This window comes from Colwellia sp. RSH04 (assembly GCF_003545765.1).
Classification (GTDB): domain Bacteria; phylum Pseudomonadota; class Gammaproteobacteria; order Enterobacterales; family Alteromonadaceae; genus Colwellia.
Genome location: NZ_QXIO01000007.1, coordinates 111,892 through 135,888, shown reverse-complemented (window position 1 = coordinate 135,888; position 23,997 = coordinate 111,892). Strand labels below are relative to the sequence as shown.

Annotated in this window: 21 protein-coding genes; 6 read left to right on the top strand and 15 right to left on the bottom strand. The window is 36.7% G+C overall.

The genetic code is table 11. The features are described 5' to 3' along the window. Positions 1-217: 217 nt before the first annotated feature. From maiA to pspA, 10 genes are all read right to left on the bottom strand, one after another. Positions 218-856, bottom strand: a complete 639-nt coding sequence (maiA, locus tag D1094_RS12950; protein WP_118960538.1) for a maleylacetoacetate isomerase — start codon at positions 854-856, stop codon at positions 218-220. 68 nt (positions 857-924) lie between these two features. Then, entirely contained in the window at positions 925-1,911 is a 987-nt protein-coding gene (locus tag D1094_RS12945) for a fumarylacetoacetate hydrolase family protein (RefSeq protein WP_118960537.1), read from the bottom strand. 309 nt (positions 1,912-2,220) lie between these two features. Next, entirely contained in the window at positions 2,221-3,771 is a 1,551-nt protein-coding gene (gene tyrR, locus D1094_RS12940; RefSeq protein ID WP_118960536.1) for a transcriptional regulator TyrR, read from the bottom strand. Between the two features lie 139 nt (positions 3,772-3,910). Next, positions 3,911-4,264, bottom strand: a complete 354-nt coding sequence (locus D1094_RS12935) for a 4a-hydroxytetrahydrobiopterin dehydratase (RefSeq protein ID WP_118960535.1) — start codon at positions 4,262-4,264, stop codon at positions 3,911-3,913. A gap of 45 nt (positions 4,265-4,309) precedes the next feature. Further along, entirely contained in the window at positions 4,310-5,113 is an 804-nt protein-coding gene (gene phhA, locus D1094_RS12930) for a phenylalanine 4-monooxygenase (RefSeq protein ID WP_118960534.1), read from the bottom strand. 532 nt (positions 5,114-5,645) lie between these two features. Beyond that, complete coding sequence (locus D1094_RS12925) at positions 5,646-6,713, bottom strand: YcjF family protein (RefSeq protein ID WP_118960533.1); 1,068 nt, start codon at positions 6,711-6,713, stop codon at positions 5,646-5,648. Between the two features lie 2 nt (positions 6,714-6,715). Beyond that, positions 6,716-8,173 (bottom strand): YcjX family protein, encoded by a 1,458-nt coding sequence (locus D1094_RS12920; RefSeq protein ID WP_118960532.1) that lies wholly within the window; start codon positions 8,171-8,173, stop codon positions 6,716-6,718. A gap of 200 nt (positions 8,174-8,373) precedes the next feature. Further along, positions 8,374-8,817, bottom strand: a complete 444-nt coding sequence (pspC, locus tag D1094_RS12915) for an envelope stress response membrane protein PspC (protein WP_118960531.1) — start codon at positions 8,815-8,817, stop codon at positions 8,374-8,376. Next, the gene (pspB, locus tag D1094_RS12910; RefSeq protein WP_118960530.1) at positions 8,814-9,041 is read right to left on the bottom strand and encodes an envelope stress response membrane protein PspB; all 228 of its coding nucleotides are present in this window, start codon (positions 9,039-9,041) and stop codon (positions 8,814-8,816) included. The genes pspC and pspB overlap by 4 nt, the downstream gene beginning before the upstream one ends. A gap of 88 nt (positions 9,042-9,129) precedes the next feature. After that, complete coding sequence (gene pspA, locus D1094_RS12905; protein WP_118960529.1) at positions 9,130-9,792, bottom strand: phage shock protein PspA; 663 nt, start codon at positions 9,790-9,792, stop codon at positions 9,130-9,132. A 241-nt stretch (positions 9,793-10,033) separates the two neighbouring features. Here pspA and pspF point away from each other — a divergent pair, with 241 nt between their 5' ends. The 6 genes from pspF to D1094_RS12875 are packed head-to-tail and all read left to right on the top strand — an operon-like array spanning position 10,034 to position 16,556. Next, a complete protein-coding gene (pspF, locus tag D1094_RS12900; protein ID WP_118960528.1) occupies positions 10,034-11,170 on the top strand; it encodes a phage shock protein operon transcriptional activator in 1,137 nt (378 codons plus the stop codon). Beyond that, positions 11,160-12,869, top strand: a complete 1,710-nt coding sequence (locus D1094_RS12895) for an ABC transporter substrate-binding protein (protein ID WP_118960527.1) — start codon at positions 11,160-11,162, stop codon at positions 12,867-12,869. The genes pspF and D1094_RS12895 overlap by 11 nt, the downstream gene beginning before the upstream one ends. A 1-nt stretch (position 12,870) precedes the next feature. Beyond that, positions 12,871-13,899 carry an ABC transporter permease subunit gene (locus tag D1094_RS12890; protein WP_118960526.1) on the top strand — a complete coding sequence of 343 codons (1,029 nt, stop codon included), beginning with the start codon at positions 12,871-12,873 and terminating at the stop codon, positions 13,897-13,899. Continuing rightward, on the top strand, positions 13,889-14,782 hold the full coding sequence (locus tag D1094_RS12885; protein ID WP_118960525.1) for an ABC transporter permease subunit: 894 nt from the start codon (positions 13,889-13,891) through the stop codon (positions 14,780-14,782). The genes D1094_RS12890 and D1094_RS12885 overlap by 11 nt, the downstream gene beginning before the upstream one ends. After that, the gene (locus D1094_RS12880; protein WP_118960524.1) at positions 14,782-15,771 is read left to right on the top strand and encodes an oligopeptide/dipeptide ABC transporter ATP-binding protein; all 990 of its coding nucleotides are present in this window, start codon (positions 14,782-14,784) and stop codon (positions 15,769-15,771) included. Before D1094_RS12885 ends, D1094_RS12880 begins: the two co-directional genes overlap by 1 nt. Next, the gene (locus D1094_RS12875) at positions 15,771-16,556 is read left to right on the top strand and encodes an ATP-binding cassette domain-containing protein (protein ID WP_118960523.1); all 786 of its coding nucleotides are present in this window, start codon (positions 15,771-15,773) and stop codon (positions 16,554-16,556) included. The genes D1094_RS12880 and D1094_RS12875 overlap by 1 nt, the downstream gene beginning before the upstream one ends. 64 nt (positions 16,557-16,620) lie before the next feature. On the opposite strand, the gene D1094_RS12870 is transcribed toward D1094_RS12875, so the two are convergent. The 5 genes from D1094_RS12870 to clpP all read right to left on the bottom strand — a co-directional run bounded on the left by D1094_RS12870 (position 16,621) and on the right by clpP (position 23,836). After that, positions 16,621-18,528, bottom strand: coding sequence for a SurA N-terminal domain-containing protein (locus D1094_RS12870; protein ID WP_118960522.1), 1,908 nt, complete (start codon positions 18,526-18,528; stop codon positions 16,621-16,623). Between the two features lie 208 nt (positions 18,529-18,736). Then, positions 18,737-19,009: a nucleoid-associated protein HU-beta gene (gene hupB, locus D1094_RS12865; protein ID WP_118960521.1), complete on the bottom strand. Its 273-nt coding sequence runs from the start codon at positions 19,007-19,009 to the stop codon at positions 18,737-18,739. A 297-nt stretch (positions 19,010-19,306) separates the two neighbouring features. Continuing rightward, positions 19,307-21,658 carry an endopeptidase La gene (gene lon / locus D1094_RS12860; protein WP_118960520.1) on the bottom strand — a complete coding sequence of 784 codons (2,352 nt, stop codon included), beginning with the start codon at positions 21,656-21,658 and terminating at the stop codon, positions 19,307-19,309. Positions 21,659-21,826: 168 nt separating this feature from the next. After that, positions 21,827-23,101 (bottom strand): ATP-dependent protease ATP-binding subunit ClpX, encoded by a 1,275-nt coding sequence (gene clpX, locus D1094_RS12855; protein WP_118960519.1) that lies wholly within the window; start codon positions 23,099-23,101, stop codon positions 21,827-21,829. Between the two features lie 63 nt (positions 23,102-23,164). Next, positions 23,165-23,836, bottom strand: coding sequence for an ATP-dependent Clp endopeptidase proteolytic subunit ClpP (clpP, locus tag D1094_RS12850; protein ID WP_118960518.1), 672 nt, complete (start codon positions 23,834-23,836; stop codon positions 23,165-23,167). Between the last annotated feature and the right edge of the window lie 161 nt (positions 23,837-23,997).

Sequence of the window (23,997 nt, the reverse complement as noted above, 5' to 3'; positions counted from 1 at the left end):
CAGCTTGAAATATAAAATTGGAACAATAGCGATTGCTAATTAATTTCTAAGGGTTTATTCCACCGCTTTTTTACTTGAGATGCAACCTTGTAAAAGTGTTTTTTCTTCTTTTTTTGTGTATTAATTGTTTTGAAATGTAAAAAAGATAAAAAAGCCAAGTAAACACTTGGCTAATTATAGTTAAAAACTCACAGAGTAGTGTTATTACCTCAATTAATTAAACAGCATCGCCTTGATTTTCAGGCATTGCTTTTATAAACGCAGGCAATTGGTTACAGTTTTTGACTACCTTGTTTATCATAGGGTAATCATTCATGTTAACTTCAAAGCGATTAGCATTATATACTTGCGCTACCAAACAAATATCGGCAACAGTAACTTCATCGCCAAAACAGTACAAGCCTGATGTTTGGCTAATATTTTTCTCTATTGCGCTAAAACCTATTTTCATCCAATGCTCAACCCAAGCTGTTTTTGCTTCGGCATTGACTTCAAGTTCAGAAGATAAATATTGCTGAACTCTTAAATTATTAAGTGGATGAATTTCGCTAGCAATATCTAATGATAAAGCCTGCACTTTCGCTTTTTTCTTTAATTCATTCGGGTAAAGAGGTATGTCAGGGTATTGATTATCTAAATAATCAATAATAGCTAGCGATTGATTTAAAACAAAATCACCATCAACAATACAAGGCACTAACTCATTAGGATTAATTGCAGCATATTGTTCATTATGCTGTTCGCCACCATTCTTTATTAAATGGATAGCTTCAGATTCAAATGCAATCTGTTTTAGATACAGTGCAATACGTACACGGTATGCTGCAGTTGAACGCCAGTAACCATATAACTTCATCAATTATCTCCGTAATGTTTGGTAACAAAGGCAACCAGCTTTAGCATTTCACTAGCTGCGATTGATAGTTAAGCTTTGTATTCAACCACTGTTTGGTTAATAGCGCCAAAAATAGATTGGCCGGCATCATCAAACATTTCAATTCTTACTTGATCGCCAAAACTCATAAACGGAGTAGATGGTTTGCCATCGGCAATAATTTCTAACATACGCTTTTCAGCAAGACAACTTGATCCTGCTGAACGATCGTAATTTGAAATAGTTCCTGAACCAACAACACATCCCGCTGATAGTGGGCGTGTTTTAGCAGCATGAGCAACAATAGTTGGGAAATCAAAGGTCATATCAACACCGCAATTTGGCTGGCCAAATAACTCTTCATTTAAGTGAGTTGTTAACGGCAGGTGAAGTTTGCTTCCATCCCAAGACTCACCTAACTCATCTGGTGTAACTGCGACCGGTGAAAATGCACTTGATGGTTTAGAAGCAAAGAAACCAAACCCTTTTGCAAGTTCTCCAGGGATCAAGTTTCTTAGTGAAACATCATTAACTAGCATAATCAGTTTAATATGCTTTGACGTTTCTTCTGCTGAACATCCCATTGGCACATCATCAGTAATTACGGCAACTTCTGATTCAAAATCAATACCATATTCTTGTGAAGCTACCTTGATATCATCGCGAGGACCTATAAATGCATCTGAACCACCTTGATACATTAAAGGATCTGTCCAAAAAGTTTCTGGCATTTCAGCGTTTCTTGCTTTACGTACGAGTTCAACGTGGTTGACATACGCACTACCGTCGGCCCATTGGTATGCGCGCGGTAATGGTGATTCACACTCCGCTTGTTCGAAAACAATCGCGTCTGATACGTCGTTGTTATTCAATGCAAGGTAAACTTTCTCTAATTTTGGTGCTATTTCTGCCCAGTTATCCAGTGCAAACTGCAAAGTAGGGGCAATATCACCAACTACTACGGCTTTATCTAAATTACGGTTTACAATAACAAGTTGACCGTCGCGTGTGTTATTTTTTAGGGTTGCTAATTTCATTTTTTGACCTTCTAGTAATAGCAAACAAGCTGTATATGTTTAATAAGAAGCATAGTACGAATTTTTCTGATAACTACCAAGAAAACGCTAAAGCTAATCCCCCTTCGCTCGGAATATTTTCTTTACGCTGATAATTACACTAGATAAAACTAAGAGTTTAAGAAGCCCATAGATATTTTTGAAGAGAAGTGTTGTCTAGAACTATAACGATTTTATAGGTAGCTGTAATTGGCTATTTTATTGGCTACTCATGTAAAGTAACCAATAAAATCAGGGTTTTCTTCTAAAAATGCCAACTACCTTAATAAACTATATTTTTACAGTTTTTTTGTTGATATCGTATTCTCTTAGTTTATTTGCAATAGCGGTGTGACTCAAACCAAGCTTTTTAGCTAATTGACGTGTACTAGGGTATGCAGGGTAAAGTTTTCTTAATAAATCAGCTTCAAAGCTTTTAACAGCAGCGTCCAGCGTTCCTTCAAACTCTTGTTCTAAATAACCATGTTCTCTAGTATAAGCTGGCAGTTGCAAGTGACTCACTTCAATTTCTTCGCCTTCTAATAAAGAAGCCGCTCGCGTTAATACATTCTCTAACTGTCTTACATTTCCTGGCCAAGGATAGTGCTCTACAAAATCTCGACATTCATCAGACATCTTTAAATGTGTACGGCCAATGCGTTGAGCCGATTGAGTTATGAAAGTTTCAGCTAAAGGTAAAATATCACTTCTTCGTTCTCTCAGAGCGGGTAGCGATAATCCAAAAACATTTAATCGATAATATAAATCTTCTCTGAAATCACCTACTGAAACTAGGTTGAGTAAATCTTTATTGGTTGAACTAATAATGCGTACATTAACCGTGACTTCATTCTCTGAATCAACTCGCCTAAAGCTGCCATTTTGAATAACACGTAAAAGCTTGCTTTGTAATTTAGCTGACATTTCTCCAATTTCATCAAGAAATACTGTGCCACCATCTGCCAGCTCAAAAATTCCTCGTTTACTGTCTTGCTGATCTTTTTCGCCAGTACCAAAAAGCTCAGATTCAGCAACATCATCGGGTAAAGCTGCACAATTTAGTGTCATAAAAGGGTGCTCTGAACGTTCACTAGCCCCATGACACGCTCTAGCTAATAGTTCCTTACCTGTACCAGTTTCACCCATAATAAGTATTGATGCATCGAGTTGAGACATACGTTTTGCTTCGCGTAATACTTTACGCATACTACTAGAGTTAGCTTGAATACCATTAAAAGTACTATCATTGGGTTGTTTGAACGCATTAATCTGCTGCCCTAAACGCGCCTCAGATTTTAGAATAAGTACAGCGCCAGCTAGCACCTGATTGTCTTCTTCACCTTTAACATTTATCGGCATGATATCGGCAACATAATCGTCACCTTGAAATTTCAATCGACGAGTTTGTGCTAAAACATCTTTGCTATCGAGCCATTTAGAAAAGTTAAACCCTTTAAGCCACTGACTAATGTGTTGACCTACAAGACTTTCTTGATCACTGCCCATAATTGAAGAAGCCACCGTATTGGCTATCCTAATATTACCTTTGGCATCTATGGAAATAAATGGATCTGGAAAGGTTTTAATTAGCGTAGCTAATTCGTTTTTTTCACGCTCAGATGGCATGTAAGGGGCTGTTTTTACATCACCTACCCCTTCAATCAAACGCAACTGGGGCATAAAGCTTTGCAATTCAGAAAATTCACGATCAGGTATATTAATAAAAATACGACCTGTCTCTTTTAATTCGATACCACGAACATTTATACCGTGCTCAACGAACACACCTAAAACTTTTTGCCCAATCCCGACACGATCATGACAAGAAATTTCTAAACGCATTACATAGCCCTTCTTAATAGTGTTACCTGTCAAAATGACGAATTGATAACATAACCAACAAAGGCTTATTGTAAATTATATTTTACAACTTGAAAACATTAACTTTACCTTAAGGTTAAGTTAATGTTTAAATTATGATCTACGCTGTTAATTTGTCTGTTTTTGCGGCACAAATGAAATCATTCTTGTGCAAACCACCAATGGCATGTGTCCACCATGTCACTGTAACTTTTCCCCACTCAAGCAAAATTGAGGGATGATGAAATTCAGCCTCTGCTAATTCAGCGACCTCATTGGCAAAGGCTAAGGCAAGTTTAAAGTTTTTAAACTTATATTCTCGCTCTAACATCATCACATTATCACGAACTTGAGGTACCCAATCAGGAATCAGAGCAATAAGTTCTTTTAACTCTTCATCTGTTACTTTAGGAGCGTCAACATGACATGCTTCACATACTTGCTGTGCTAAATTTTCTGAGACTTGTTCTGACATAACTTTTTTCTACCTTGGTAATTAATTTTATTTAACGGTTGTTTTTTAACTGGCTTCTTTTGCGGGAAATAAAGGCTTATGCAAGCCTAATGCTTTCGCTTTTTCTACCAGCGCCATAATATCTTCTACTTCGAACTTTCTTATTTCATCTAAATAAGCGACTTCAGGTATCATGTAATAAACAGGTTGCATGATATCAATTCGATAAGGTGTTCTTAATACATCAAGAATATCAAACGGTGTGCGTTCGACCTCCTTATGATTTAGAGCGTATTCTGTTTCTCCTGGTGAAGATAAAATACCTCCTCCATAAATTCGTAATCCATCTGCTGTATTCAACAATCCAAACTCTATCGTAAACCAATAAAGCCTCGCTAAGAAAACACGTTGCTCATGTGTCGCATTTAAACCCATTTTCCCATAGGCTTGAGTATAGTCAGCAAAAGATTTATTGGTTAGTAAAGGGCAATGACCAAATATTTCATGGAAAATATCGGGCTCTTGTAAGTAATCCATTTCTTCTTTTGAGCGAATAAAGGTTGCTACAGGAAACTTTTTTTCAGAGAGAAGTTGAAAGAATTCACCAAAACCAATCAATGCCGGTACGGGGTAACATTGCCAGCCTGTTTCAGCCATTAAGATTTCACTAACCTCACCAAGTTGAGGTATTCTATCTTGCGGTAAGTTTAATTTTGTTAGGCCTGTCATATATTCATCACAAGCTTTACCTTCAATACAAGATAACTGACGAGTAATTAATGTTTGCCAGGTAGTATTTTCTTCTGCTGTCCATTCTATAACGCCCTGTTCATCAGGAGTTTTAGAAACATATTTTGTTGCCTTAGCCATCGCTATTAACCTTTCTTATAGTATTTTTACGCATTCAAATGCATTTCAAGGATGCATTAATCTTATGACATGGCATAAAAGAAAATAAAGCAATGTAAAACGGTCAAAAATACACCAACAATAGAAAGTGTACATTAAGAGTTACACAGAAGATTACAAAAAAAAGTAACCTATTGAAAAGATTGAATTTGATAGAGTGCATATAGCAGGAAAGTATAATTCCCCTGCTACTTAAAAAGGAGTTTTATTGTTAAGCTAGTTTAGGGTCTGTTGATCTTTCGCGATTAAATTTTGTTCGAGCTAAAAGCGTTTTATTCGCGGCGAGTAGTGTGTAGCTTAGTCATTCTAAGCAAATACTACTCAACAAAGCATAAAATGCTTTTAGCCGAATCCTTCGGACAGCGTTTGTTGGTGATTTTTACGGCGTTATCGCCTTTTTATGTGGAATAACCACATGACAAAGGCTCTGCCTTGTAAAAATATCCAACAAAAAGCTGCAAAAACAACCCCGAAAGATCTACAGCCCCTAGCTTTATGGCTTGATAAGCCCTTTTAATTGTTCAATGACCTTTTTACGTACATGGCCTAGTTTAGGTTTATCATCAAAAGGAATTGGTCGACAAAGCTGAATTGTTTTAACACCTAAACGCGCAGTAAGCATACCTGCACCTAATCCTTGTGCAAATTTAGTTGACAGTTTCCCCATTAATTCAGCACCAAGTACTTCACTTCCTAAGTCAGCAACTAGCTCGCTTGCACCAGCATATGCCATATTGACAAATACTTGTTTAATTAACTTAATTCGACTCCAGTAGCCTAGTTTTAATCCATACATGCCTGCAATTTTATTAATCATTCTTAAATTACGAGAAAGCATGATAAACATATCAATTAATGCAACGGGGCTTAAACCAACCAACACAACCGCTTCTGTAGAAAATTTTGCCACTTCATTTAAGGCTTTATCATCAACTTTGCTTAATACAATACGAGAATAGAGTTGTAATAATTCTGCTTGGTTGTGAGAGCCGTCCAGCGCACTTTGCCATGCACGTTGTTGTTCGGCATCTAAGTCACAAGATAAAGTTTGATTGATTTCAAGACAGTATGACTCTACGTCTTTTACTGAATTCGACTTATCAGCTAATAAACTCAATGCGGTTGTTTTATTTATTTGTCGGCGTTTAAACTGGGATAAACCGACGACTTCACGATACAAAGATGTTGAACCCGCTATCCCAATACAACCCAAAATCACAGCATAAAGGGAGGTAACTATTGGAGACTGCTCAAAACCGTTGATGAAGAAATTAACCGCTTCTACACCGACAAGCACCGTCAAAGAAAGTATAAAAATTCGCCACAACCAAGGAATTGAGTTTTTCTCAACAGCTTCAATATCTTGATTTAATAATTCGTTATTCAACTCATCCAACTCATTTTCTAAAATGGGTTGTGGTAAATAATCCGTATTATCAAACATCAATTGTTCTGCGTTATCTGAGCCAAATTCGAAATTAGGTGCCTTTGGCTCCTCTGTTTCTAACTCTGTTTCGGCAAACAATATTTGCTGTTGATGCTTTTCTTGTTCTTTTTCCATAGTTATAACATCTTATCCGCTAGTAAAAATTGTAATACTTGATCCATTCGTACATGTGGTAACGCTTGATTCTTGTTGAGCCTATCCGTAGGTGCAAAATTAATAAAGTTAAAGCCTTTGCTTTGCCAGTAAGTTTCATCGGGTAAGTTTTCAGGCACTGCTCCCGGAAATACTGTAATCATCTCATCAGCTTTATCTACAGCTGATTCGGTATCCGCTTTAAGTACCTTACCTTGAACAACGGGGATTTCTTTGCCTTGATGAACCGTTTTACCGGACTTTGTCGCTTTTACCGAAGCGATAGCTAAAGATTTCATTTCTATCGCTTCATAATTTAACTGATGTTTACTCTGATAAATTAACTGATTTAATAAAGCGGTAAGTGAGTTATGTTGCTCAGGGGTAACATGATCTGCTTTTGTCGCGGCAAAAAGTAATTTATCTATTTTAGGCGCAAATAAGCGGGATAATATCCCTGAACGTCCATAGCTATAACTTTCTAATATCATTGACATAGCCATTTCTAAATCAGCAAAACTGTGTGCGCCATTATTAAGTGGTGTTAAACAATCAGCCAAAACGATTTGTCTATCAAATCGCGAAAAATGCTTTTGATAAAATTGCCTAACCACACGTTCTTTATATTCAACATATCTAGCTCTTAGCATACCAATAAAGCTATCGTCTTTGGCATTTTGATAGTCATTACCATCAATGTTATTAAAGTTTACAAAGGGGAAAAACTCTAAAATAGGTGCGCCTGCAAGTTCTGCAGGTAAAATAAATCGCCCTGGTTGAATTACTGATAAGCCCAATTCATATCTAAATTTATGTAATAATTCAGTATACTCTGCTGCAAGCTCAGCAATTTCTTCTTCATTGGCAATTGAAAAAGGATCTATTTTAGAGACCTTATCAATAAATGTCTGACTATGACTTAATCTTGGCTCACTGGTTAACAGCTCCAGCATTTTAATCGACCACTGTTCAAAGGTTTGCTTAAGCATTGGTAAATCTAACAACCATTCACCAGGATAATCGGTAATATCAACAGTTAAGGTTGCCATGTCTGTTGCGTACTTTAATAAAGACTGTTTAGGTTGATAGCGGATAGCTAACCTTAACTCGCTAATGCCATGAGTTGGCTCAGGCCACTTAGGGTGTTCACTGGTTAACGCAGAGATAGCGCCTTCATAATCAAATCTTGGCACATGGTAATGCTTTTGAGGTATTCTTTTCGCAGCAATGAAGTTGCCTTGATGAACAGGATCAAAAAAGTTTAGCTGAGAACTAGCCCCTTCATTAACCAATTGATTTACTAAGGAAGTTATAAAAGCTGTTTTACCACTTCGGCTTAAGCCTGTCACAGCTAAGTTAATATGCTGATCGATTGTTCTACTGAACAAATCATTCGCTTTACCTTTTAATTTATCTAACTTCTGCTTCTTTATTAACGCCATGGTTTATTCTTTAAATACTGTCATTATTACATTGAAGAATAGAATTGATAATAAAGGCTTTTCCTCATAAATAATAGCCTTTAACTCTATTACTATTATTTATTGAAAACCCTTACTACTTTAGGTCTTATTACACATAAAAAGAGCTATTAACGATAGTAAATAGCTCTTTTGTATTACTTAGTTATTTGTAAAAGTCTTTATAACTTATTTATTTCTCTTGATACTGTAAATTCTGGTGACGTTACATATTTTTCTAAGCTTTGCAGCTTATGTTCTAAGGTTTTAAATTTACGTCTAATATCATGAAAAGCTTGTTTAGGTGGCTCACCTGATTGCCAAATTCGAGCTTTAACTTTTATAGACTCATTAGTTACTTCTTCATCAGTATCTATTGTCGATTTATGATGGCTTTGGCTTACTTTCCCTTTTAGGTTAGAAGAGCTATTAGGGTTTTTATCTAAAATAAACCAAGCAGCTACATAGCCGAAAATTAAAAAAGGCATTCCAAATAACACACCTGATACAACTAATATGCGTACTAACCAAGTTTCCCATCCAAAATAATCTGCTATGCCGGCACAAACCCCAGCTATTTTTCCACGACTGGGGTTACGATATAACTCTCCACGTCGCTTATTCATAGTTTACTTCTCCAGTTTGGGGTTTCAGCATCTAAAATAGCTTCCAATGTATGAATTCTTTCACTCATTTGATCTGCCATTTCTGATAATTCTGATAATTGTACATATTCCTCTTCACTAAGCCCTTGGCTTACTTGGCCTTTACTTCGATAATGTAAAACTAGCCATATGGGTGCAACAATAACCATAAAGATGATCACGGGTGCCATAATGATATCTTCCACAACATTTCTCCTTAAAACGAAACGGGAAACTTCAATTGATAACTAAAATATACGTTAACAGTTACAAATAAAACACTGCTTTTTAGTACTATTTTTTGGTATTCATTTTAGCTTTAAGTTCTGCTAATTCATCATCTACTTTTTCATTAGATTCTAAATCTGCAATCTCGTCTGCCAAAGACTTACTTCCTAAGTCATAAGACTCTACTTGAGCTTCAATATCATCAATCTTTCTTTCATAATGATCAAAACGGTTAAGCGCATCATTCACTCGCTCACTATTAATGTTTTGTTTAACTTTTAAGCGTGAACTGGCTGCTTTTTCTCGTATAATGATTGCTTTTTGACGTGCTTTAGCATCAGCGAGTTTTTCTTGTAACTGAGTAATTTCATCTTGCAGTTTAGCTAGGTGCTCGTCTGTATGCCCTAACTCATCGAGAAGTGACTGAGCACTCTCTGTACATTTTTTCTTTTCAATTAAAGCTGAGCGAGCTAAGTCTTCCCTGTCTTTACTTAACGCTAATTCCGCTTTTTGTTGCCATTGTTCCGCATCAGCTTCAAAACGTGAAACTTGTCTTGCTAAATCTTTTTTATCCGCTAACGTTTTCGCTGAGCTTGAGCGGACTTCAACTAAGGTATCTTCCATTTCTTGAATGATCAAACGAACCATTTTCGCTGGATCTTCAGCCTTGTCTAATAAATTGTTAATATTTGAATTAACTATATCTGTGAATCTTGAAAAAATACCCATAACATCTTCCTCTATATAAACAAGGTAAACTACATGTTTAACCTATAACTTGGTGCTTGTTTAAATTTATTTCAGCACCTTTACTAACAGTCATTGTTATTCACATTTTACGCCAACTTTAAAAACATCCATAACCACTTGTTTTTATATGGTTTATTTTATTTAATCAAAAACACTTTAATCCGAAGCATTAATGAAATACACTATTTGTTAGTGAAAAAAACCAATTTATAGGTTGAATATGGCTCGATTTAATCAACAAGACAATCTTCTCGGCCAATCTAATAGTTTTCTTGAAGTTTTAGAACAAATATCGCAAATAGCACCATTAAGTAAACCCGTTCTTATTATTGGCGAAAGAGGAACAGGTAAAGAGTTAGTTGCAGCGCGATTACATTATTTGTCAAAACGTTGGGAACAAAGCTATCTAAAGTTAAATTGTGCGGCATTAAATGAAAACCTACTAGAAACCGAATTATTTGGTTATGACAGCGGCGCATTCACCGGTGCAAGCAAAAGGCATGAAGGTCGTTTTGAGCGTGCCGATAAAGGCACTTTATTTCTAGATGAAATAGCTAACACCTCTGGCCTTATTCAAGAAAAACTACTTCGTGTTGTTGAATATGGTGAGTTCGAGCGCGTAGGTGGTTCACGAACCATCAACACTGACGTGCGCTTAGTTGCCGCTACAAATGAAGACTTACCGACCTTAGCCGCCACGGGTCAATTTAGAGCTGATCTATTAGACAGGTTAGCTTTTGATGTGATTACTCTTCCGCCTTTAAGAGAGCGTGTGGAAGATATTATTATGCTTGCAGAACATTTTGCCATAAATATGGCAAGAGAGTTAGAGTTTGAACTGTTCAGTGGTTTCACTGAAAAAGCAAGGTGTAGCATGCTTGATTATCATTGGCCTGGTAATATTCGTGAATTAAAAAATGTCGTAGAACGCAGTGTTTATCGATGTAACAACCCACACTTACCAGTACATGAGTTGGTTATAGATCCATTTGAATCACCTTATAGACCAAGTCAGCGCATTAAAACTCATGACAGAGTTAATGAGCTCGCACAAGATAGCAACGTATCGAAAAGTGAAAGTAGCGACATTCACCAAAAAAAAGGTAGTACTGAAGAAAACACACCTTCAGTGACAACTTCCCAATTAACGAACGTTTCAGTAAGTGAACAGTCATTCCCTCAATCATTAAAATCACTATCACAAAATTATGAAATTGACCTAATTCAAAGTGCATTAGCTCATTGTCAGTATAATCAGAAAAAAACCGCTGATGCGCTAGAGTTAACTTATCATCAGCTTCGAGGTTATTTGAAAAAATATAATTTACTTGATGGTAATGTCTCTGATGAAGCGTAATAAAATTGCTACCTTAATTATAGATGGTATGTTTAAACTTTCATCACTGGTAGCATTGTCTTTATTGTTAAGCGCATGCGGTGAGAGTAATAAATTATCTTTAACGCAACGGAGTATTATTTATTGCTCCGAAGGCTCCCCTGAATCGTTTAACCCTCAGTTAGTTACTTCAGGTACAACCATTGATGCAACATCTCAACAACTTTATGATCGACTCATTGCTTATAAAGGAAAAGAAAACACACTCACACCTGCAATAGCTAAGTCTTGGCACGTCACTAAAGATGGTAAAAAAATAACCTTCTATCTCAGACAAGACGTTTCATTTCATCACACAGATTACTTCACCCCAAGCAGAAACCTTAATGCTGATGATGTTATATTTAGCTTTAATCGTATCATTGACAAAGAACATCCTTACCATCAAGTATCAGGTGGAAATTACCCATTTTTTCAAAGTGTTGAATTCGAAAATCTTGTTGAAAAAATTGAGAAAATTAATGAATACACTGTTAGGTTTCAATTAAAATACGCTGACAGTTCTTTTCTTGCTAATTTAGCGACCGATTTTGCCATTATTCTTTCTCAAGAATATGCACAACAATTAAGCTTTAACAACAAAGAAAATGAAATAGATTTACTACCGATTGGCACAGGACCATTCAAATTAAAGGAATATCAAATTGGCTCTTTTATACGATATTACCGACATGATAACTATTGGCAACCTAAAGCAAAAATAGAACAACTCGTTTATGATATATCTCCTAGTAAAACAAGTCGTTTAACTAAGCTATTGGCAAAAGAATGTGATGTAAGTAGCTACCCTATCGCTCATGGCAAGATTAAAGAAAGAGCAGATCTTGAACTCGATTCAGTGACTGCGTTAAATATTGGCTATTTTGGTTTTAATACTAAAAAAGCACCGTTTGATAACAAGTTAGTTAGGCTAGCCGTAAGTTTAGCAATTAATAAACAAGCATTAATTAATACGGTATATCAAGGGCAAGCTGAAATAGCTAACTCTATCATTCCTAAATCGTCATGGGCGTATGATGATACTATTCAAGCGCAAGAATACAATCCTATTCAAGCTAAAGCTTTACTAGAAGTTGCGGGATTTGCACAAGGATTTACTATGGATATTTGGGCAATGCCTGTGCAACGCTCGTATAACCCTAATGCATTAACAATGGCGAAATTAATACAAGCCGATTTAAAAGAAATCGGTATTACTGTAAATATTATTAGTTATGAATGGACAACGTTTCTAAGAAAGTTAGCACAGGGCGAGCATCAATCTTTCTTGCTAGGTTGGTATGCAGACCACCCTGATCCTGATAATTTTTTTAGTCCAATGCTAAGTTGCTCAGCGACAGAAACAGGTAATAATAGAACCTTTTGGTGTAATAAAGACTACGACGAATTATTACAGCAAGCTTTGCATACGAAAAATATTTCAAAAAGAAAACAGTATTACGCTAAAGCCATGACAATTATTAATGATGAGTTACCTTTATTACCTATTGCTCACTCTAAACGTTTTCAAGCACGAGATAGCGGTGTAAAAGGTAAAATACTCGCAGACTTTGGTGGCGTGAGTTTTTATCAAGTCTATAAAGAAAGCATCGCACCGACTGACGATACCACTAAAGATAAAATACCTAGCGATAAGCTTGATGTCGAGGCAAAACACTAAGATGTTTATTTTTACCTTAAGACGACTTAACCTGTTCATTTTTACCATGTTGGTATTAACCCTTATATCATTTAGTTTAAGTTACCTATTTCCCGGTGATCCTGTTATTAATCTATCAGGACAATTAAACTCAAGCGAAGAACAGCTTGCATTACTGAATGAAAACTATCACATGCAAGATAATATTCTTTGGCAATACTGGGCGTATATTGAACATATCATTCAAGGTGACTTGGGCTTATCCATGTCTAGCCAATCTCCTGTTCTCAATGAAATTATGATTTTATTACCTGCCACTATAGAACTCAGTTTAGTGGCCTTGTTAATTGCTATGTTTATCGGTATACCACTAGGATTTATTGCCGCAATTAAACACAATAAAACTAGTGATAATATTATTTTATCGGTCGCAATGTTTGGTTATTCCATTCCAGTTTTTTGGCTTGGTTTATTAGCAATTCTATTCTTCTCTATTGGTCTTGGCTGGTTACCCTCTGCCGGTAGGATTAGTTTATTATTTGAAATAGATATCATCACGGGAGTTCTGTTTTTTGACATCTTATTAAGTGATAGTCCTGATAAGTGGCAAGCTTTTCAAGATGCTACCACTCATATTATTCTCCCAGCGTGTGTAGTGGCACTGGCACCAGCAACCATTTTCATACGCTTAGCCAGAGCATCGATGATAGAGGTGCTTGAAACTAGCTATATTAAGGCTGTAAAAGCAAAAGGTTTGAGTTTTAAGCAAATAATATTTAGGCATGCACTACGCAATGCACTGATTAAAATAATACGCCACGTAGGGTTACAGTTTGCCAATTTGGTAACTATAGCAATGGTTACCGAAGTTATCTTTAGTTGGCCTGGTATTGGACGATGGCTTATCGAAAGTATTTATCAAAGAGATTACACGGCAATACAAAGTGGCTTATTAGTTTTATCTTGTTTTATTTTTATCGTACATATATTGACTGATTTTATTTACGCTGCACTTAACCCACTTGCACGAGGAAATAAACATGGCTCGTGAAAAAATCTACCAAGAAGAAGTCTTTCCTTCCCCCTTCATGCAGCTATGGCTAATTTTTCGCAAAACCCCTACAGCGATGATAGGCTTTGTTTGTTTTATTTTCCTAATACTTCTAGCAGTATTTGCTCCTTTCCTAGCGCCTTATTCTCCAGTAGAAGGCCATTTAGATATGGTTTTACTTCCTCCTGCATGGCATGACAATGGTAATGTTAGTTTTTTACTTGGTACCGATGAACTTGGCAGAGACATGCTGTCAAGGTTAATGTACGGTGCATCTCTCACATTTGGTTTGAGTTTTGTTGTAGTAATAATCTCTTTAATTATTGGTGTAATTATCGGTTCACTTTCAGCACTAACTAAAGGTGTAAAGTCTAGCTTTTTGAATCACTTTCTTGATGTGATCTTATCTATTCCTTCACTTTTACTCGCGATAGTCATTGTTGCCATATTAGGTCCAGGTATTAGCAATACGGTTTGGGCCATTGTTATGGTATTGATTCCTCAGTTTATACATATTACTCGCTATGCAGTGAAAGAAGAATTTCGCAAAGATTATGTACTTGCATCGCGCTTAGATGGCGCAAGTTCTTTTAGGGTTTTATATTACTCTGTATTTCCAAATATCGTTGAACGTTTAATGAGTCAAGCGACTTTAGCACAATCAGCCGCTATTCTTGATATTGCCACCCTTGGTTTTCTGGGGTTGGGTGCACAAATCCCCTTACCCGAATGGGGGGCTATATTAGCGAATGGACTCGAGAGGTTCTATATTGCACCGTGGACGGTTTATTTACCCGGTTTAAGTATTCTTTTTGCTGTAGTTGCCACTAACTTAGTTGGTGAAGGTATACGACATGCTTTAAAACTTCGTAAGGAAAGCTAATGAATTTACTCGATATTCGTAATCTTTCTATAGAACTTAAAACAAAAAATCAAAACATCCTTGCCGTTGATCGCGTTAGTTTATCAATGAAAGAAGGTGAAGTAAGGGGACTTGTTGGTGAGTCAGGCTCAGGCAAGTCGCTACTTGCACAAGCAATTATTGGAGTACTCGATGACAAATGGCATGTCCATGCAGACAGGTTTCATTGGCGTGGAATAGATTTACTTAGATTAGATATCGAAGAGCGAAAAAGCATACTATGTCGTGATATTGCGATGATTTTCCAAGAGCCTATGGCTAGCTTAGATCCTACAACAACCATAGGAGAGCAGCTAGCTGAAGCTATTGATAGTAAACAACTGTCAGGTTTTTTTTGGCAAAAACAACAACAACGCAAAGAAGCTGTTATTCGTTTATTGCACAAAGTAGGAATTAAAAAGCATATTCAGTGTATTCGAAGTTACCCTCATCAATTAACTGAAGCAATATGCCAACGTGTAATGATAGCCATTGCCCTAGCAAGTCGGCCTGTTTTGCTTATTGCTGATGAGCCAACCGCAGCGATGGAGAGTACAAACCAAGGGCAAATCTTTAGGCTGCTTGCCAGTTTAAATCAACTTAAAAACATGTCTATTCTCTTGATAAGTCATGATCTTGAGAATATTACCCATTGGACTAATACCATTACGGTTATGTACAGTGGTCAATTTGTGGAAGCAGGCACTACCGAGCAAATTTTTAACAAGCCTTTACACCCTTACACTCGAGCACTCGTCGATAGTAGCCCAAAGGCTAACTTACAATTACCGAGCAAATCTCGTTTGATGACTCTACCTGGAAGCATCCCCATTCTACAGCACCTGCCCATAGGTTGTAGACTTGGTCCTAGATGTCCAAGAGCACAAAGAGCTTGTGTTGAAGCGCCTAAAGTACAAAATTATCATGGTCATAAAGTGAGTTGTCACTTTTCATTAAAGGACACCTATTAATGAGTGAATTATTGGCCGTAGAAGGTATTACAAAAAGCTTTAAGCTAAAAAGAAATTGGTTTCAAAAAAAAGAGTTTATCGCCCTCGCACCACTATCGTTTTCAATTGAATCTAAGAAAACTTTAGCTATTGTAGGTGAAACAGGCTCTGGAAAATCTACCTTAGCAAAAATCCTTGTCGGCGCAGAGTCACCTAGTAATGGTAAGATTTTTCTAAATGGGCAACTATTGCATAAGCAACAATTAAAGCAGCGTTGTCAGCATATACGAATGATTTTTCAAGATTCTGGAACAACACTAAACCCTAGTTTAACCATATTACAATTACTTGATGAGCCTCTTAAACTAAACACTAATTTAAATGAGAGCCAGAGAAGGCAATTAATTCGCCAGACCTTACAAAAAGTAGGTTTGCTTGGTGATCATATGAACTTTTATCCTCATATGTTCTCAGGCGGTCAAAAACAGCGAATCTCGCTAGCACGAGCAATTATATTACAACCACAAGTTATCATCCTAGATGAGGCTCTAGCAGCTTTAGATCCCTCGCTTCGATCACAAATGATTAATTTATTACTCGATTTACAACAACAGATGGGGTTGGCTTATATCTTAATTTCGCATAATTTAGGTATAGTTAGACATTTTAGTGATCAAGTCATGGTGATGTCACAAGGTGAAGTGGTCGAGCGTGGAGAAACGTTATCGGTTATGAAAAATCCAAAGCATAAAGTAACCAAGAAGCTAATGATGAGCCAAAACTTTCAACTTAAACATCATAAATAATACTCAAGTATCAAAGACAAAAAAAGCTGCCGAAGCAGCTTTTTTTGTCTATAAAAATTAACTATTAAAAAGCATTTACCGGCTCAGAAACTGCTCTGCGAGTAATTTTCGCACCCACTTTTAATGAATCAACAAAACTTTTGTAAGCAGATTGTGCCAACTGTGATACTTGTTGCTTACTTAAGTTTGGTTCAGCTGGCTTATCAGCAACTTGCACCGCTTGAACTTGCACTAAAGCTAAATCACCATTACTTAACGCCGCCGATGAAGCAGAAACTTCACCCGTTTGAGGATGTGGTAAAACAAATGCTGCACGGCTAATGCTTTGATCAATATCAGCACTATAACGAGCAACCTGCTCTTTTGTTTCAAACTTACTATTTAACGCAGTTAATTGCTCAGATATATCACCGCCGTTCTTAAATTGAGCAAGTAACTCATCAATGGTTTCTTGAGCTAATTCCGTTGCTTTTTGTGATGTTAATGTTGTTGCAATCTGTGCTTTCACTTCTTCTAATGGTTTAACATTTGCTTCTTGGAAAGTGTTGAGTCTCAATACAACAGCAATATCGTCATTTACTTCAATAACATCTGAATTCATATTATCTTGCAAAACAAGGTCGGAAAAAGCGGCTTCAATAACTTTAGGGTTATTGAAAGGTGCAGTGTTTCCTTGTCTAGTTAACCAAGGAGACGTTTGTACTTTTGCCCCAACTTCGCTAGCAGCATCGTCTAAGCTATCAGGAAATTCAAAGCTAATGCGAGCAAGTTCTTGTTGTAAAGCAAAAAACTGATCTTGTGCTCTATCATTACTCACTTTTGAACGTAACTCATCTTTTACTTGAGCTAACGTTTGGATTTTTTCAGCCTGAAGTTCAGTTAGCTTGATGATATGAAAACCGAAACTTGTTTTAATTAGCTCAGTCGTATCACCAATATTAGTTAATGCAATTGCCGCTTCATCAAAGTTTTCTTCCATTACACCTGGCTCTAACCATTCTAGATCACCACCATTTTCACCGCTGAAAGTGTCGTGAGAAAGCTCTTTAGCTAATTCAGCAAAATCTTCACCTTGCTTCACGCGTACTAAAATTGATTCTGCTATTTCTTTAGCAGCAGCTTCATCTTCATTAAACTCAATTAAGATATGAGAAATACGACGTTTCTCTTCTTCAGTAAAGTCACTGATATTTTCTTGATAGTATTGTGCGAGTTCTTCATCTGTAACGGTAATATTTTTAGCGATCTCTGAAACATCTAAGCTAACATAATCTACTTTAACTTGTTCTTTGTTTTCAAAACGAACTTGGTTAGCCACATAGTAATTATTAATTTCTTCATCCGTCACTTCAACATTCGCTTTAAATTGCTCACTAGCGATGGTGGCAAATCGAATATCACGTGTTTGGTTTTGTAAGTTCGACTGTAACTTTTCTTGGTAAGGCAAGTTGAACTCACTTGAAACGAGTGCTTGGCTTAATTGACGACGTACCATTTCCGTACGTAAGTAATCGCGAAAGTCTGAAGATTGAAAAAAGCCAGCTTGATTTATTATGGCAAGGTAACGGTTATTATCAAAACTGCCATCAACTTGAAACTCTGGCATTTGGCGAATCGTTTCCTTTAGGCGTTCATCTGAAACTCGAATAGCCAAGTCACTACTTGCCTGGTCAATTAATTTTTCATTAATAAGGTTGTCTAAAACGCCTTGGCGGAAGTTTGCCATATAGTTAGCATCGTTTGAAAGTGTTTCAAACATTTCACCAAACTGTTGAGCCATACGATTTCGTTGCGCCTGATAAGCTTTATTAAAATCTTGTTGACTAATGCTTTCGCCATTCACGGTGGCAACTGATGTGTCGACAGAGTTTGTATAACTACCAACACCCGCCACAGCAAAGGTAAGAATTATCAAACCAAGTATAATTTTGGCTGTTAACCCTTGTGATTTTTCTCGAATATCTTCTAACATTTTAATCTCTTTTGTGCGCCTAAATATTCTAGACTGAATTTCTGTTGCTCGCGATTCTAGCAGATGCAAGCTTTTCCTTGAAGCATAAGATAAGTAAAATTCAAATTATTTTTTATTTATCTCGATATACGCTATTTTATGCCCATAAAGCAAAAGACCACCATTAAGGTGGTCTTTTAAATGACTTGGTAAAAAGTCAGAAGTCAGCTTAGTTACAAGCGTCTTTTAATGCTTTACCCGCTTTGAAAGCTGGAATTTTTGCAGCAGCGATTTGGATAGTAGCACCTGTTTGAGGATTACGGCCTGTGCGAGCAGCACGGTCACGTACAGAGAAAGTACCAAAACCAACTAGAGCAACTTGCTCACCATTTTTTAATTCTTCAGTTACAGCGCCAATAAATGAATCTAACGCACGGCCAGCAGCAGCTTTAGAAATGTCTGCACCCGCAGCAATCTTTTCGATTAGTTGAGATTTATTCACAGTGGTATACCCCTTCAATTGTTATTATGCAACGCTATCCTTTTCTCTGTGGTTTACTTAGAAAACATAGATTGATTTCCAGTTAAACCTCAAGCGTTGAGTTTAAAATAATATTTCGCTTAGTTTACCTTACGTATCTTTGCCCATTGGCATGAGGAATAAGGGGTCTAGCGATATAAGCGTAGTTAACTTATCACAGTTTCAGCGTTTGAAAAGCGAAAATTTCACTTTTTTATAAAAAAAACTAATTTTTTGGCTTTTTTTGATACAAATCATCAAAAAAAGCCATCAACAATACTATTTTTTCTCTGATTGCCACTGTTCTACTGGGTGTTCAAGGGCAATAGCTAATACATCATCAATCCACTTAACTGGGTGAATTGATAACTCTGCTTTGACATTTTCTGGTATTTCTTTTAAGTCTCGAGCATTGTCGTGAGGAATAACCACGGTTTTAATGCCACCTCGATGTGCTGCCAGTAACTTCTCTTTTAAACCACCGATAGCTAAAACTTCACCTCGAAGCGTGATTTCACCTGTCATGGCAACATCCGCTTTAACAGGATTACCCGTAAGACTTGAAACTAATGCGGTACACATACCAATACCTGCACTTGGTCCATCTTTAGGTGTTGCTCCTTCAGGTACATGCACATGAATATCTTTCTTTTCATAAAAATCTTCATTTATACGAAGCTTTGTTGCCCTACTACGAACTACTGTCATTGCTGCTTGAATAGACTCTTGCATAACATCGCCTAAAGAGCCGGTATAGCTTAGTTTTCCTTTACCTGGCACTGAAGCCGTTTCAATGGTTAATAATTCACCGCCAACTTGAGTCCAAGCTAAACCTGTTACTAGCCCAACTCTATTCTCTTCGTCTGCTTTACCATAATCAAAACGTTGAACACCTAAGTATTCATCCAAATTATCTTGGTTAATAACAACTTTTTTCAACTTTTTATCGAGCAAAATTGCTTTTACTGCTTTTCGACAAAGCTTTGAAATTTCACGCTCTAAACTACGAACACCAGCTTCACGGGTATAATAACGAATGATGCCAACAATCGCGCTATCATCAATGTCTATTTCTTTTGCCTTTAAACCATTACGCAGAATTTGTTTTTCTAGTAAATGGTTTCTCGCAATATTTAATTTTTCATCTTCGGTATAACCTGACAACCGAATAACTTCCATACGATCAAGTAGTGGCCCTGGAATATCCATACTGTTTGATGTAGCAACAAACATAACGTCAGATAAATCATAATCAACTTCTAAATAATGATCATTAAAGCTAGTGTTTTGCTCGGGATCTAAAACTTCTAACAATGCAGACGCTGGATCGCCACGCATATCAGATGCCATCTTATCTATTTCATCTAGCAAAAATAATGGATTCTTCACACCAACTTTTGACATTTTTTGAATAAGCTTGCCAGGAAGAGAGCCAATGTAAGTTCGTCTATGCCCTCTAATTTCAGCTTCATCTCGTACGCCACCTAATGCCATTCGAACATATTTACGGCCAGTAGATTTAGCGATAGATTGCCCAAGGGAGGTTTTACCAACGCCCGGAGGACCTACTAAACAAAGAATTGGTCCTTTTAGCTGGCTAACACGTTGTTGAACGGCTAAATACTCAAGAATACGCTCTTTAACTTTGTCTAAACCGAAATGATCTTTATCTAAAACTTCCTGCGCTAGAGCAAGATTACGTTTTAGTTTACTGCGTTTCTTCCATGGAACATTAAGCATACAATCAATATAGCTTCTTACGACTGTCGCTTCCGCTGACATTGGCGACATCATTTTTAATTTTTGTAGTTCTGCCAGTGTTTTTTCTTTTGCTTCAGCAGGCATTTGCGCATCATCAATACGCTTAGTCATTTGTTCTAATTCATCGACCGCTTCTTCACCATCGTTTAATTCTTTTTGAATAGCCTTCATTTGCTCATTCAAATAATACTCACGTTGGCTTTTTTCCATTTGTTTTTTAACGCGTGTTCTAATTTTCTTCTCAACTTGCAATAAGTCTATCTCACCTTCCATCAATGCCATTAAATGCTCTAATCGTACATTGACATCAATGATTTCTAGAATCTTTTGCTTATCTACAAGTTTAAGTGGCATATGTGCTGCCATGGTATCCGCTAATTGTTCAGCATCATCAATACCCGAAACCGAGGTAAGTACTTCTGGTGGTATTTTCTTATTTAGTTTCACATAACCTTCAAATTGCGAGGTTGCAGAGCGAACTAATACCTCAGTATCTTCACTCGTTGAAACGTCTGTAGGTACGTATTCTATTTCTGCACTGAAATACTCTTGGGTTTCGATAAACTGAGTTAAAGTGGCACGTTGCTCACCTTCAACTAAAACTTTTACTGTTCCATCAGGTAGCTTTAACATTTGAAGAATAGTCGCGACTGTTCCTGTACCGTAAACATCATCAGCTTGAGGATCATCAATTGCTGCATCTTTTTGTGCAACTAAAAATACTTTTTTATCATTCTCCATTGCCAAATCTAAGCAACGTATCGACTTTTCTCTTCCGACAAATAGCGGAATAACCATTTGTGGGTAAACAACTACATCTCGTAAAGCTAAGACAGGGATTTCAACTACAGCAGATAATTCTTTGCTCATTGGCTACTCTTTGAATAATTTTATATTGATAAAAATAGTGTTTAATTTTCGTTTATAAAAACTATATGGGGCTAGACATGAAGCTTTCAACAAGTTTAAACAAAAAAAGAACCCTAAGGTTCTTTTTTTAATATATTTTACCAACTAGATTGCTAATCTGAATAAATATTATTCAGAAACCGCTTGCTCTTGTTGAGCATCGTAAATAACAATCGGCTTGCTTTCACCTTTTATTGCTTTTTCATCAACGACCACTTTGCTGACATTTTCCATAGAAGGTAATTCATACATTGTTTCAAGTAGAACACCTTCAACAATTGAACGTAAACCTCGAGCACCAGTCTTCCTATCCATCGCTTTTCTTGCAATAGCAAGCAATGCGTCTTTTCTGAATTCTAATTCAACACTTTCCATGTCAAACAGTGCAGTAAATTGTTTAGTAAGTGCATTCTTAGGTTCTTGCAATATTTGAATTAGCGCATCTTCATCTAATTCTCTTAGCGTAGCTACAACCGGTAAACGACCAATAAACTCAGGAATCAAACCATACTTCACCAGATCTTCGGGCTCTACATCCAAAAATCTTTCAGTCAGGGTTTTTTCATGGGCTTTACCACGAACTTCTGCACCAAAGCCAATACCAGTACCCGTATGACAACGTTGTTCAATGACTTTATCTAAGCCAGCAAACGCACCACCACAGATAAATAAGATTTTTGATGTATCTACTTGTAAAAATTCTTGTTGAGGATGTTTACGTCCACCTTGTGGCGGCACTGAAGCAACGGTACCTTCAATAAGTTTCAACAATGCTTGTTGAACACCTTCACCTGAGACATCTCGCGTAATTGATGGGTTATCTGATTTACGTGATATTTTATCTATCTCATCAATGTAAACAATGCCACGTTGCGCTTTTTCCACATCGTAATCACATTTTTGCAATAACTTTTGAATGATGTTTTCAACATCTTCACCAACATATCCCGCTTCAGTTAACGTGGTAGCATCGGCCATTGTAAATGGCACATCTAGTAATCTCGCTAACGTTTGCGCTAATAAGGTTTTACCACTACCAGTAGGGCCAATAAGTAAGATATTACTTTTTCCCAACTCGACGCCGTTGTGAGAGTCACCGTTTCTTAAACGCTTATAATGGTTATAAACAGCAACCGCTAAAACTTTTTTAGCGTGTTCTTGGCCTATAACGTAGTCATCTAAACTTTCACGTATTTCTATCGGTGAAGGTAACGCTTCTTTCTCTTCTTTTGGCGAAATTTCAGTGATTTCTTCTCGAATAATGTCATTACATAGTTCAACACATTCATCACAAATAAAAACTGAAGGACCAGCAATTAACTTTCGAACCTCATGTTGGCTTTTGCCACAAAAGGAACAATAAAGTAATTTACCATTATCGCTACCCTTATTAATCTCGGTCATGCCCTACCTCTAATTTTTCAAGAAACTAGTAATCCATCACTAGTTATTATATACGGAAATTTATTAATCGTTACGTTGTTCTAATATGGAGTCAACTAATCCATATTCAACCGCACTTTCTGCACTTAAGAAGTTATCACGGTCTGTATCTTGTGAAACTTTTTCTAGGTCTTGGCCAGTATGTTCAGCCATTAAACGGTTTAGTTTATCTTTTATATATAAAATTTCTTTTGCATGTATCTCAAAATCAGATGCCTGACCTTGGAACCCACCTAACGGTTGGTGAATCATGACACGTGCATTAGGTAAACAAAAACGCTTACCTTTTTCACCACCAGATAACAAAAACGCCCCCATGCTAGCAGCCTGACCAATACACACAGTGCTAATTTTAGGCTTTATAAACTTCATTGTATCGTAAATAGCCATTCCTGCCGTAACAGAGCCACCCGGAGAGTTGATATATAAGAAAATATCTTTATCTGGGCTTTCAGACTCTAAAAACAATAATTGCGCAATAATCAAATTAGCCATGTGATCTTCAACTTGACCACATAAAAAGATAATACGCTCTTTTAATAAACGAGAGTAAATGTCGTACGAACGTTCACCTTTAGATGTTTGTTCTACAACCATTGGCACTAAAGCACTTTCTGTAATACTTGCGCTACCTTGAGGAGATTGCCCTAATTCAGACTGAGCAGTGTTTTGTGAAGTAAATTGAGAGTTAAACAAGTGTGAACCTTCCCTATAATCTATTTTATTATGCTTTAACAATTACTGAATACCGATTTACTAAGATAAAGTCGGCTTAATTATTAAAAAAATGGCCTGTATGAATACATACAAGCCATTTAATCGATTGCTTAAGCTATTGTCAATGGAAAACTACCATT

What these genes read in the sequence shown, in the direction of transcription:
- D1094_RS12885 (WP_118960525.1), top strand. Translation starts at nt 13,889, where the DNA reads ATGGCTCGTGAAAAAATCTACCAAGAAGAAGTCTTTCCTTCCCCCTTC.
- D1094_RS12890 (WP_118960526.1), top strand. Translation starts at nt 12,871, where the DNA reads ATGTTTATTTTTACCTTAAGACGACTTAACCTGTTCATTTTTACCATG.
- tyrR (WP_118960536.1), bottom strand. Translation starts at nt 3,771, where the DNA reads ATGCGTTTAGAAATTTCTTGTCATGATCGTGTCGGGATTGGGCAAAAA.
- maiA (WP_118960538.1), bottom strand. Translation starts at nt 856, where the DNA reads ATGAAGTTATATGGTTACTGGCGTTCAACTGCAGCATACCGTGTACGT.
- D1094_RS12925 (WP_118960533.1), bottom strand. Translation starts at nt 6,713, where the DNA reads ATGGAAAAAGAACAAGAAAAGCATCAACAGCAAATATTGTTTGCCGAA.
- pspF (WP_118960528.1), top strand. Translation starts at nt 10,034, where the DNA reads ATGGCTCGATTTAATCAACAAGACAATCTTCTCGGCCAATCTAATAGT.
- D1094_RS12920 (WP_118960532.1), bottom strand. Translation starts at nt 8,173, where the DNA reads ATGGCGTTAATAAAGAAGCAGAAGTTAGATAAATTAAAAGGTAAAGCG.
- D1094_RS12895 (WP_118960527.1), top strand. Translation starts at nt 11,160, where the DNA reads ATGAAGCGTAATAAAATTGCTACCTTAATTATAGATGGTATGTTTAAA.
- phhA (WP_118960534.1), bottom strand. Translation starts at nt 5,113, where the DNA reads ATGGCTAAGGCAACAAAATATGTTTCTAAAACTCCTGATGAACAGGGC.
- pspC (WP_118960531.1), bottom strand. Translation starts at nt 8,817, where the DNA reads ATGAATAAGCGACGTGGAGAGTTATATCGTAACCCCAGTCGTGGAAAA.
- pspA (WP_118960529.1), bottom strand. Translation starts at nt 9,792, where the DNA reads ATGGGTATTTTTTCAAGATTCACAGATATAGTTAATTCAAATATTAAC.
- D1094_RS12870 (WP_118960522.1), bottom strand. Translation starts at nt 18,528, where the DNA reads ATGTTAGAAGATATTCGAGAAAAATCACAAGGGTTAACAGCCAAAATT.
- lon (WP_118960520.1), bottom strand. Translation starts at nt 21,658, where the DNA reads ATGAGCAAAGAATTATCTGCTGTAGTTGAAATCCCTGTCTTAGCTTTA.
- D1094_RS12880 (WP_118960524.1), top strand. Translation starts at nt 14,782, where the DNA reads ATGAATTTACTCGATATTCGTAATCTTTCTATAGAACTTAAAACAAAA.
- D1094_RS12875 (WP_118960523.1), top strand. Translation starts at nt 15,771, where the DNA reads ATGAGTGAATTATTGGCCGTAGAAGGTATTACAAAAAGCTTTAAGCTA.
- clpX (WP_118960519.1), bottom strand. Translation starts at nt 23,101, where the DNA reads ATGACCGAGATTAATAAGGGTAGCGATAATGGTAAATTACTTTATTGT.
- D1094_RS12945 (WP_118960537.1), bottom strand. Translation starts at nt 1,911, where the DNA reads ATGAAATTAGCAACCCTAAAAAATAACACACGCGACGGTCAACTTGTT.
- D1094_RS12935 (WP_118960535.1), bottom strand. Translation starts at nt 4,264, where the DNA reads ATGTCAGAACAAGTCTCAGAAAATTTAGCACAGCAAGTATGTGAAGCA.